Here is an 11,030-nt window from a genome sequence, read left to right on the forward strand (position 1 = left end):
CGGGGTGTCCTGCAGCGGCACCCACGAACGGGCGTGGATGGCCTGGGACTGGCTGAACATGAAGGGCAGCTTCTTGCCCTCGGTCATGGACGGCTCCAGCCACTGCAGGCCCGACGCGGTCGGCGCGGTGTGATACGTGATCACGACCTTGGACGGCTGATCCGGGGCCTCGATGCTCAGCTTGCTGCCGAACACCTTGTCGGCCGGGGCCAGCACGAAGGGCAGCGGCGCGGCCTTGCCGTCGGCGGCGATCGCCTCGACCTTCTCCACGGTGAGTTCGCGGGTGTCCAGCACCAACTGCTTGGCCGCCTTGTCCTTCCACTCCAGGGTGTAGGTGGCGGTGCCGCCGATCTGCTTGCTGTCGAAATCCAGCTTCAGGTCCAGCGCCAGGTCCTTGACCACGACCTTGTCCGGCTCGGCGTAGGAACTTTCGTCATGACTGCGGCTGTCGGCTTTCATGGCAGTGCTCGCCGGGGCGGTGGCAGTGGGCGCGGCGGTAGGTGCCGCAGGTTCTTTGGAACAGCCGGCGGCCAACGCCACGGCCAAGGGAATGAACAGGAACGGAGATCGCATGGACATCGGGACCGATCAGGGTGAAACGACCAGTTTACCCCTGTAAGCGCCACCCGGCAGCGCAGCTGCGACGCGTTGCGTATTCAGTCGCCATCGCAGCACAGACGGGCACCGCCTGCGTACTTGGCCCGGTACATCGCCGCGTCGGCGCGCCGGTACAGTTCGCGCAGGTCTTCGCCGGCGCGGTAGCCGGCCCCACCCGCACTGGCCTTGAGCGGAATCTCCTCGCCGACGATGCCATCCATCGCCTGCAGCCAGCGTCGCAGGCGTTCGCAGGCCACCTCGTGGCTGGCGTGCACCGCCAGCACGAACTCATCGCCGCCCCAGCGCCCGATCCAGTCGCCGGGCTGCAGCCACTGCCGCGCCGATTCCACCAGCCGCACCAGCACCTGGTCGCCGACCAGATGGCCGTGGGCATCGTTGATCGGCTTGAGGTTGTCCAGGTCCACCACGAACAGGCTCAGTGGCTGCCGACGTGACTGCGCCTGCCGTGCCGACTCGGCCAGCGCCTGCTCACAGCCACGACGGTTGAGCGCCTGGGTCAGCGGATCCAGCAGCACGCTGCGGCGCAGGTCGCGCAGGCCGGCATCGACCCCATGCAGGTTGCGGTTGATGCTGCGCAGCAGCCGGCCGATCTCGTCGTGGCCCAGGTCGGGCAGATGCGGCAGGCGCTGTTCGTCGTAGTAGGCCTCCAACGCGTCGGCGGCCTGGCGCAGCGGCGCCATCAACCGGTACAGCGCCATCATCGCCATCCCCGTGCCGACCACGGTGGCGGCCAGCACCACCCCGACCACCGTCCACATCGTGTCGCGCTGGTAGTGGCCGGTAAAGGCGAGCCACAGCAGCAACACCAGCAGCGGCACATGCAGGCCGACAAACACCACGCTCATCAGCTTGGCGCTGAACGAGCGTGGGAAGACGCGGGCCAGGCCGCGGTACAGACGCATGGCAGGCCCTCTGTGACAGCCTGCCCGCAGTGTGACCTAGCGTACCCAGCCGGAACCGGAACTGGATCTCAAACCTTGTAGCCGGAGTGAATCGAAACGATGCCGCCGGTCAGGTTCTTGTAATGGCAGCGCGCGAAGCCCGCCTCACCCATCATGGTCTTGAGCTGCTCCTGCGGCGGGTGCTTGCGGATGCTCTCGGCCAGGTACTGGTAGCTGTCGCCGTCACGGGCGAACAGCTGGCCCAGCTTGGGCAGGATCTTGAACGAATGGAAATCGTAGATCGGCTTGAACCAGTCCGCAGTGACCTCGGAGAACTCCAGCACGCGTGCCTGGCCCCCCACCTTGAGCACGCGGTACATCTCGCGCAGGCCGGCGTCCTTGTCGGTGACGTTGCGCAGGCCGAAGGCGATGGTGACCAGGTCGAAGCTGGCGTCCGGGAACGGCAGCGCCTCGGCGTTGCACTGGACGTACTCCAGGCCCTTCACCAGGCCCCGGTTCATCAGCCGGTCGCGGCCGACAGAGAGCATGCCGGCGTTGATATCGCCCAGCACCACCTCGCCCTCGTCACCCACCCGCTCCTTGATCAGCGCGGCGATGTCGCCGGTGCCGCCAGCCAGGTCGAGCACGCGGTCGCCCGGCTTCACCTGCGCGGTGGCCACGTAGTAGCGCTTCCACGCCCGGTGGATACCCAGGCTCATCAGATCGTTCATCAGGTCGTAGCTGCGCGCGACCGAGGTGAACACTTCGCCCACCAGCTTCTGCTTGTCCTTTGCAGCGACGTCGCGGAAGCCGAAGTGGGTGGTGCCAGTCTTGTAGGGGGATTCGCTCATGGGTGGATTATCGCACCGCTGGCAGCGCTGCGGCACCCGGGGGCTGCGACCCGGTGCCGCAGCGGCGGCGGGCCACTATCATGGCGGTCCAGATACGTATGGAATGCCCATGATCACCACCCCCGACTACGCCGCCCTGCTTGAAACCGCCATCGCCGAAGCCCGCCAGGGCCTGGCCGAGGGCGGCATCCCGATCGGCGCGGCCCTGTACCACACCGATGGCCGCCTGCTCGGCTGCGGCCACAACCGCCGCGTACAGGAAGGCGACCCGTCGGTGCACGGGGAGACCGACGCGTTCCGCAAGGCCGGCCGCCAGCGCCGCTACCAGGACACCATCATGGTGACCACGCTGGCGCCCTGCTGGTACTGCAGCGGGCTGGTGCGCCAGTTCAACATCGGCACGGTGGTGGTGGGCGAATCGGTCACCTTCCAGGGCGGCATCGAGTGGCTGCGCGAGAACGGGGTCAAGGTGATCGACATGCAGAGCCAGGCCTGCATCGACCTGCTGGGCGGCTTCATCTCGGCACACCCCGAGGTCTGGAACGAAGACATCGGCGAGTGAGCGAAATGCGCTGCGACGTCGGGTCGCAGCGCGCCCACTCTGAACGCTTCAGTTGCCGACAGGTACGTGAACACGCTGTGCCAGCAGCGTCTTGCGCGCAGGAACGCCCGCAGCAGGCACACCTGCAGCACCCCGTGCTTACGCGGTGCTAACAAACCGGCCGCCGCGACGGCCTATGGTGGGGACACAGGGGCAACAACGTCGAGGAGACGTCATGAACGCCCGAATACGCCCCGCCGCTGCCCTTGATCCCGCGTTGTCCGCGGCCTGGGAGCAGCTGCAACGACACTACGCGGCGCATCAGAATTCCGCGCCCTTCTGGAGCGCCTACCAGGCCATCCAGGACGCGTTGACGCACCGTCATCCCCAGCACCGGATCGATGTGTGCAACCGACTGGCCACCCTGGCCGAGCGCCTGGGCGTGGTGGATCACGCACAGCTGCTGGCCGAGCGCCGGCCTGAACGTGTCAGTGCCGACCGCCACGCAGGCTCCACGCCTTCATAACGTCGCATGCACTGCGCTTTACGCACTCTTGCTGGACTCCCTTCTTGCATATCGAAACAACCATGTCTTCCGCCCAGATTTCCATCCCCGCCGTGATCGACGTCGACGCCGAAGTGGCTTACTGGCGCCAGCGCCATGCCGACGGCAACCTCGGCACGGGCTCGTTCGGCCATTACGTACCGTGGATCAAGTTCGCCTGCGATTCGCTGATCACTCAGCCGCGCGCCACCGATGAGCAGCGCGATGAGATGTTCCAGACCCATTACGCGCTGCAGATCATGCCGCGCCTGAGCGAAGAGCAGGCCCGCGTGTTCGTCGAGCAATGCTGGGAACATGTGTACCTTGCCAGCCGTCACGACGTGGCCTCGCGCCCGCGTCTGGGCGCCGCGCGCGCCTGATTGTTCCTGTGCGCTGGCGGCTGCCGACCCGCCGTCACTGCACGATGCGTACACGGCGCGCGGCCAATGATGAGGCACCTTCGCTACCCGTAGTACCGCATGAAACTGCGCAGTGTGTTCAACCTGGTCGCCAAGAAGGCGTCGTATGCCGCCGGCACGCCGTGGACCTTCCTGGCCGCCGTCACGATCGTGGTGCTGTGGGCGCTCAGCGGCCCGATCTTCAAGTTCAATGACACCTGGCAGCTGGTGATCAACACCGGTACCACCATCATCACCTTCCTGATGGTGTTCCTGATCCAGCACAGCCAGARTGCAGACGCCGCCGCCGTCCAGATCAAGCTGGACGAGCTGATCCGCGCCACTGCCGAGGCCAACAACGAGCTGCTCGACCTGGAAGAACTGGACGAGACGCGGCTCGAAGAAATCCGCAGTGAATACGAGCGCATGGCACGCGAAGCGGGCGATGCGCTGGAACGAGCACGACGCTGCCACGGCGACGGACGCGCCGACGACCGTTGATCCGGGGGTCCATAATGCCGGAACAAAGAGCAGCCGAGCATGGCTCGGCACCTGCCTCCGGCGCCAGTCATCCGAACGGCGATACGTTGCGTCTGCAACGCAGAGCAGCCGAGCATGGCTCGGCTCTACCCGAWGCCARCCGYCGCGACGCACCCGGTAGTGCCGAGCCATGCTCGGCAACCGCGCACCGCGCGGCACCTGCCGCYGGCGCCARTCAYCCGAACSGCGATACGTTGCGTCTGCRRCGAAGAGCAGCCGAGCATGGCTCGGCTCTACCCGATGCCACCGCCGCGCCGCACCGGTAGTGCCGAGCCATGCTCGGCAACCGCGCACCGCGCGGCCCCTGCCGCCGGCGCCGATCACCCGCGCTCGTGCCAACCGCCGCCCAACACCTTGTACAGCGCCACCTGATTGGACTGCTGCGCCAGCTGCGTGCTGACCAGCGACTTGCGCGCGGTGTACGCGGTGCGACGTGCATCGAGCAGGGTCAGGAAGCTGTCCAGGCCGGCATCGTAGCGGGCCTGCGACAACGTCTGCGCCTGCTCGGCGGCAGCCACCAACGCCTGCTGCGAGGCCAACTGCGCATCCAGGCTGTCGTTGAGCACCAGCGCATCGGCGGCCTCGCGGAAGCCGGACTGGATCGCCTTTTCGTACTGGGCCAAGGCGATGTCCCGGTCGGCGGTGGCCACGCCCAGATTGGCGCGCAGCTTGCCGCCCTGGAAGATCGGCAGGTTGAGCTTGGGCATGAAGCTCCACACCCGCGTGCCGCTGTCGAAAAGACTGGACAGCTCCGAGGAGGCCGAACCGATACTGCCGGTGAGACTGATCGACGGGAAGAAGGCCGCGCGCGCCGCGCCGATGTTGGCATTGGCCGAGAGCAGCGTGTGCTCGGCAGCCATCACGTCCGGGCGGCGCAGCAGCACCTCGCCGGGCACGCCGGCCGGCAGCGGACGCAACGCCGCCACCTCGGTCACCTCGGTGGTCGGCAGCAGGGTGTCATCGACCGGCCCACCGGCCAGCAGCACCAGTGCATTGCGGTCCTGCGCGACCTGCCCGGCGAAGCGGGCCACATCGGTGCGCGCGGTTTCCACCAAGGTGCGGGTCTGGCTCAGCTCCAGTGCCGAAGCACCGCCGAGCTGGCGGCGCGCCTCGGTCAGGCGCAGCGAATCTTCATAACTTGCCAGGGTGGCCTGGGCGATGCGCAGCTGTTCGTTGTCCGCGCCCAGGGTGAGCCAGGCATTGGCGACCTCGGCGACCAGGCTCAGCTGCGCGCTGCGTCGATTGGCCGCTTCGGCGAAATACTGCTGCAGGGCGGCCTGGCTGAGATTACGCACCCGGCCGAACAGATCCAGTTCGAACTCGACCACGCCCAGATTCGCGCTGAACTGTTCGCTGACCGGCGCATCGCCGCCGCTGCGGGTCATCTGCCCCTGCACGCCCACCGCCGGCACGCGGTCGGCGCGCTGGATGCGGTACTGCGCGCGTGCCTTTTCGACATTGAGCACGGCCACGCGCAGGTCACGGTTGTTGTCCAGCGACTGGTTGATCACCGACTGCAGGCGCGGATCGACGAAGAAATCGCGCCAGCCGATGTCGGCCACGTCGACCGTGCCGGCAGCAGCCGCGGCGGGCCACTGCGCCGGGATCGCCGGGGCGACCTCGGTGCTGCGCGGCACCAGCGAGGCGCAGCCGGACAGCGCCAGCGTCACGGCCACGGCGAGCAGGGAGGGAAGCTTATTCATGCGGACCACCTTCGGCCTTGTCGCCGTTCTGGGTCAGCGCCACCGGGGCGGTGCTGTCATCGGTTTTCGTCGGCGGCGTGCCGCCACGATTGAACACCCGCTGCACCACCACGAAGAACAGCGGAATGAAGAACACACCCAGCAGCGTGCCCACCACCATGCCGCCCAGCACGCCGGTACCGATGGCCTGCTGTGCACCCGAACCGGCGCCGGAGGCGATCGCCAGCGGCAGCACGCCCAGGCCGAACGCCAGCGAGGTCATGATGATCGGGCGCAGTCGGTCGCGCACGGCGTGCATCGTCGCGTCGATCAGGCTGGCACCCTTCTCCAGGTTTTCCTTGGCGAACTCCACGATCAGGATCGCGTTCTTGCTGGTCAGTCCCACCGTGGTCAGCATCGCCACCTGGAAGTAAATGTCGCGTTCCATGCCACGCATGGTGTTGGCCAGCACCGCGCCGAGGATGCCCAACGGCGCCACCAGCAGCACCGAGGTCGGCACGCTCCAGCTTTCATACAGCGCGGCCAGGCACAGGAACACGATCAGCAGCGACAGCGTGTACAGCAGCGGCGTCTGCGAACCGGCCTGGCGTTCCTGGTAGGACAGCGCGGTCCACTCGATGTCGAAGCCGGCCGGCAGCTGTTTGGCGAGCTTCTCCACTTCGCTCATCGCATCACCCGAGGCCACGCCGGGCGCGGGCTCGCCCTGGATCTCCATCGCCGACACGCCGTTGTAGCGCTCCAGCCGCGGCGAACCGTAGTCCCAACGCTGGCTGGCGAAGGCCGAGAACGGCACCATCTCACCGGCCGTGTTCTTGACCGACCACAGGTTGAAGTCTTCCGGGTTCATCCGGAACGGCGCATCGGACTGCACGTACACGCGCTTGACCCGGCCACGGTCGATGAAGTCATCGATGTAGCTGCTGCCCCAGGCCGCGGCCAGCGTGGTGTTGACCGCCTCCAGCGACAGCCCCAGCGCGCTGGCCTTGCCGACGTCGATGTCGATGCGCAGCTGCGGGGTGTCTTCCTGGCCATTGGGGCGCACGTTGGCCAGCAGCTTGCTCTGCCCGGCCATGCCGAGCAGCTGGTTGCGCGCGTCCAGCAGGGCCTGGTGACCGGCACCGCTGGTGTCCTTCAGGAAGAAGGTGTAGCCCGAACCGATGCCCAGCTCCGGCATCGCCGGCGGCGGGAAGGCGAAGATGAAGGCGTCCTTGATGCCGCCCAGCGCAGCCATCGCACGGCCGGTGATCGGCATCGCGCCCTGGTCCTTGTCGCGCTCCTTCCAGTCCTTGAGCTTGACGAAGGCCATGCCCGCGTTCTGGCCCATGCCGGCGAAGCTGAAACCCTGCACCGAGAAGATCGACTCGATGGCATCGGCCTCGTTTTCCATGAAGTGCTTTTCGAGCTTGTCGATCGACTCCAGCGTGCGTTCCTGGGTGGCGCCGACCGGGGTCTGCACCAGCGCCATCAGGATGCCCTGGTCTTCATTGGGCAGGAACGAGCTGGGCAGGCGCATGAACAGCAGGCCCATCACCAGCGCCAGCGCGGCAAACACGCCCATGAAGCGCCACGGACGCGCCAGGATGCCGCGCACGCCGCGCTGGTACTTCGCACTGGAGGTGTCGAAACCCCGGTTGAAGGCATTGAAGAAACGACCCGACCAACCCGTGTGGGCGACATGGTGCTCGCCCTTCTTCAGCGGCTTGAGCAGGGTCGCGCACAGCGCCGGCGTCAGCACGATGGCAACCAGCACCGACAAGGCCATCGCCGAGACGATCGTGGCCGAGAACTGTCGGTAGATGACGCCGGTGGCGCCGCTCATGAAGGCCATCGGCACGAACACCGCCGACAGCACCAGGCCGATGCCGACCAGCGCGCCGGTGATCTGGCTCATCGATTTGCGCGTGGCCTCCAGCGGCGACAGGCCTTCCTCGGACATGATCCGCTCGACGTTCTCCACCACCACGATGGCGTCATCGACCAGCAGGCCGATCGCCAGCACCATCGCGAACATGGTCAGCATGTTCACCGAGAAACCCAGCGCGGCCAGAATGCCGAAGGTGCCCAGCAGCACCACCGGCACGGCGATGGTGGGGATCAGCGTGGCGCGGAAGTTCTGCAGGAACAGGTACATCACCAGGAACACCAGCACGATGGCTTCGATCAGGGTCTTGATGACGCCCTTGATCGAGACCTGCACGAACGGCGTGGTGTCATACGGCACCACCGCCTTCAGCCCGGCCGGGAAGTTCGGCTGCATTTCATCCAGCGCCGCACGCACACCGGTGGCGGTGGCCAGCGCGTTGGCGCCGGTGGCCAGGGTGATGGCGATGCCCGAGGACGGCTTGCCGTTGTAGCGGGTCACAAAGTCATACGACTCGGCGCCCAGCTCCACCCGGGCCACGTCGGACAGGCGCAGTTCGGCACCATCCTGCGCGCTGCGCACAATGATGTTGCGGAACTGCTCGGGGGTCTGCAGGCGGTCCTGCGCGTTGATGGTGGCGTTGAGCTGCTGGCCCTTGATCGACGGCGCGCCGCCGAGCTGGCCGATGGCGACCTGCGCGTTCTGCGCGGTGATCGCCGCGATCACTTCGGCGGTGGACAGCTTGTAGGTGTGCAGCTTGTTGGGGTCCAGCCAGATGCGCATGGCGTACTTGCCACCGAACACCTGGATGTTGCCCACGCCCGGCACGCGGCTGAGCGGATCGACGATATTGGAGCCGACATAATCGGAAATATCGTTGGCGTCCATGCTGCCGTCTTCGGACACGAAGCCGAGCACCTGCAGGAAGCCGCTGCTGGACTTGGCCACGTTGATGCCCTGACGCTGCACTTCCTGCGGCAGCAGCGGCATGGCCAGCTGCAGCTTGTTCTGCACCTGCACCTGGGCGATGTCCGGGTCGGTGCCGCTCTGGAAGGTCAGGGTGATTGTCGCCTGGCCGTTGGAGGAGCTGTTGGAGGAGAAGTAGATCAGGCCATCCAGGCCCTTCATGTTCTGCTCGATGATCTGCGTCACCGAGTCTTCGACCACCTTGGCCGACGCACCCGGGTAGCTGGCGCTGATCTCGACGGCCGGCGGTGCCACTTCCGGGTACATCGACACCGGCAGCTTGAGCACCGCCAACGCACCGGCGAGCATGATGATGATCGCAATCACCCACGCGAAGATGGGGCGATCAATGAAATAACGTGCCATGGAATTCTCCGGTTACTGCTGGGCGGCGGCGGCCGCCGCCGGCGCGGCGGCCGGCTTGGCCGGGGTCGCGCCCATCTCGGTGGCCTGCACGGGCATGCCCGGCTGGATCTTCTGCAGGCCTTCGACGATGACCTTGTCACCGGCCTTGAGCCCGTCTTCCACCAGCCACTTGTTGCCCAGCGAACGGCTGACCTTGACCGGCCGCACTTCGACCTTGCCGTCCTTGCCCACCACCATGGCGCTGGTATCGCCCTTGGGATCGCGGGCGATGCCCTGCATCGGCACCAGGATCGCGTTGTCGCGCACGCCGCTGCCGACCTGGGCACGCACGTACATGCCCGGCATCAGCACCTGGTCGGGATTGTCGACCTTGACCCGCAGCGCGTAGCTGCCGGTGGTCGGGTCGACGCTGACTTCGGAGAATTCGAGCGTGCCCTTGTGGTCGAACGGCGTGCCATCGTCGAGCAGGATCGTCACCGGCAGGGTCTGGTTGTCCTGCAGGCGGCCACTGGCCAGTTCGCGGCGCAGCTGCAGCAGTTCGCTGGCCGACTGGGTCAGGTCGACATAGATGGGGTTCAACTGCTGCACGGTGGCCAGCGCATCGGCCTGGCCCGCGCTGACCAGCGCGCCCTGGGTGACCGAGGACTTGCCGATGCGGCCGCTGATCGGGGCGGTGATGCGCGCATAACCGAGGGTGACGTTGGCCGCATCGAGCGCGGCGCGGGCGGCACCGACATCGGCTTCGGCGGTCTTCAGCGCGGCGATGGCGTTTTCGTTGTCCTGGGTGCTGACCGCCTCGACCTTGGCCAGCTCACCGATGCGCCTGGCGCTAAGGCGCGCGGCATTGGCGGTGGCTTCGGCGCGGGCAAGCTGGGCGCGGGCGCTGTTGGCCTGGGCGCGGTAGCTGGCGTCATCCAGTTGGTATAGCGCCTGCCCGGCGGTGACCAGGCCGCCTTCGGTGAACAATCGCTTGGCGACGATGCCACTGACCTGGGGGCGTACTTCGGCCACCAGGAAGGCGTTGGTGCGGCCCGGAAGCTCGCGGGTCAGGCCGACCTGCTCAGCCTTCAGCGTGGCGACGGTGACCTGACCGGGGCCGCCCTGGGGGCCCTCCTGGCCTCCACCACCACAGGCGGACACGGTCAAGGCGATCGCGAGGGACAGCGCGAGGAGACGGTATGGGGATCGGGACATGGTGGGGGCTCACGGCAAACGAAAAGGGTCGCCCGAAGCCGGATTCTCGCGATAAAGCGAAGAAAAACAGTCCACAGGACGGCAAAGTGCTGCAAATCCATGGGTTGCGGCCGTTTTTCGGATACGCGCGGTCCACACCGAGGATCAGTGGGATGGAAATATACATACATGCATGTTTGTTTGTAAAGCGGTACAATTCAGGTCGGTTTCATCCAGCAATTGCACAGCGCCATGGCCAGAAAAACCAAAGAAGAGGCGCAGGCCACCCGCGAGGGCATCCTCGACGCGGCCCAGGTCTGTTTCCATGAATACGGGGTCGCGGGCACCAGCCTGGCGATGATCGGGGCGCGCGCGGGCTATACGCGCGGCGCGGTGTACTGGCACTTCAAGAACAAGACCGAGATCCTGACGGCGATGATCGATCGGGAGCGGGTTCCGTTCATCGAGCGATTGCGGCGGACGACGTCGTCCAAGCGCTCCACGCCGGTGCTGGACCTGCGCTCGGCGTTGCTGGTCTCCTTCCAGGAGCTGGCCGACGATGAGCGGCTGCGCAACATGATGGAGATC

General features: G+C 66.6%; 10 protein-coding genes and 1 pseudogene. 5 read left to right on the top strand and 6 right to left on the bottom strand.

Annotated features, from left to right (window positions below; translation table 11 throughout):
- The 3 genes and pseudogenes from ACXJKH_RS08245 to ubiE all read right to left on the bottom strand — a co-directional run.
- Window positions 1–573, bottom strand: a pseudogene (locus tag ACXJKH_RS08245) (aminopeptidase); the annotation flags it as partial.
- A gap of 83 nt (window positions 574–656) precedes the next feature.
- Complete coding sequence (locus ACXJKH_RS08250) at window positions 657–1,520, bottom strand: diguanylate cyclase domain-containing protein (RefSeq protein ID WP_457319063.1); 864 nt, start codon at window positions 1,518–1,520, stop codon at window positions 657–659.
- A 68-nt stretch (window positions 1,521–1,588) separates the two neighbouring features.
- Window positions 1,589–2,350, bottom strand: a complete 762-nt coding sequence (ubiE, locus tag ACXJKH_RS08255) for a bifunctional demethylmenaquinone methyltransferase/2-methoxy-6-polyprenyl-1,4-benzoquinol methylase UbiE (protein WP_038686180.1) — start codon at window positions 2,348–2,350, stop codon at window positions 1,589–1,591.
- 109 nt (window positions 2,351–2,459) lie between these two features.
- Here ubiE and ACXJKH_RS08260 point away from each other — a divergent pair, with 109 nt between their 5' ends.
- From ACXJKH_RS08260 to ACXJKH_RS08275, 4 genes are all read left to right on the top strand, one after another.
- Entirely contained in the window at window positions 2,460–2,912 is a 453-nt protein-coding gene (locus ACXJKH_RS08260) for a nucleoside deaminase (RefSeq protein ID WP_256777457.1), read from the top strand.
- A 214-nt stretch (window positions 2,913–3,126) separates the two neighbouring features.
- On the top strand, window positions 3,127–3,417 hold the full coding sequence (locus ACXJKH_RS08265) for a hypothetical protein (protein WP_457319064.1): 291 nt from the start codon (window positions 3,127–3,129) through the stop codon (window positions 3,415–3,417).
- 62 nt (window positions 3,418–3,479) lie between these two features.
- Window positions 3,480–3,815: a hypothetical protein gene (locus ACXJKH_RS08270; protein WP_256777455.1), complete on the top strand. Its 336-nt coding sequence runs from the start codon at window positions 3,480–3,482 to the stop codon at window positions 3,813–3,815.
- Window positions 3,816–3,914: 99 nt separating this feature from the next.
- The gene (locus tag ACXJKH_RS08275) at window positions 3,915–4,334 is read left to right on the top strand and encodes a low affinity iron permease family protein (RefSeq protein WP_457319065.1); all 420 of its coding nucleotides are present in this window, start codon (window positions 3,915–3,917) and stop codon (window positions 4,332–4,334) included.
- A 359-nt stretch (window positions 4,335–4,693) separates the two neighbouring features.
- On the opposite strand, the gene ACXJKH_RS08280 is transcribed toward ACXJKH_RS08275, so the two are convergent.
- Genes ACXJKH_RS08280 through smeD form a run of 3 tightly spaced genes read right to left on the bottom strand, consistent with a single transcriptional unit; the run spans window position 4,694 to window position 10,463 of the window.
- Window positions 4,694–6,076 carry an efflux transporter outer membrane subunit gene (locus ACXJKH_RS08280; RefSeq protein ID WP_457319066.1) on the bottom strand — a complete coding sequence of 461 codons (1,383 nt, stop codon included), beginning with the start codon at window positions 6,074–6,076 and terminating at the stop codon, window positions 4,694–4,696.
- Complete coding sequence (smeE, locus tag ACXJKH_RS08285) at window positions 6,069–9,269, bottom strand: multidrug efflux RND transporter permease subunit SmeE (protein ID WP_457319067.1); 3,201 nt, start codon at window positions 9,267–9,269, stop codon at window positions 6,069–6,071. The genes ACXJKH_RS08280 and smeE overlap by 8 nt, the downstream gene beginning before the upstream one ends.
- A gap of 12 nt (window positions 9,270–9,281) precedes the next feature.
- The gene (gene smeD, locus ACXJKH_RS08290) at window positions 9,282–10,463 is read right to left on the bottom strand and encodes a multidrug efflux RND transporter periplasmic adaptor subunit SmeD (RefSeq protein WP_457319068.1); all 1,182 of its coding nucleotides are present in this window, start codon (window positions 10,461–10,463) and stop codon (window positions 9,282–9,284) included.
- Between the two features lie 231 nt (window positions 10,464–10,694).
- Here smeD and ACXJKH_RS08295 point away from each other — a divergent pair.
- Window positions 10,695–11,030 (top strand): TetR family transcriptional regulator (locus ACXJKH_RS08295; protein ID WP_457319069.1); only part of this gene is annotated, 336 nt, incomplete at its 3' end.

It is taken from the genome of Stenotrophomonas sp. P5_B8, assembly GCF_054049855.1.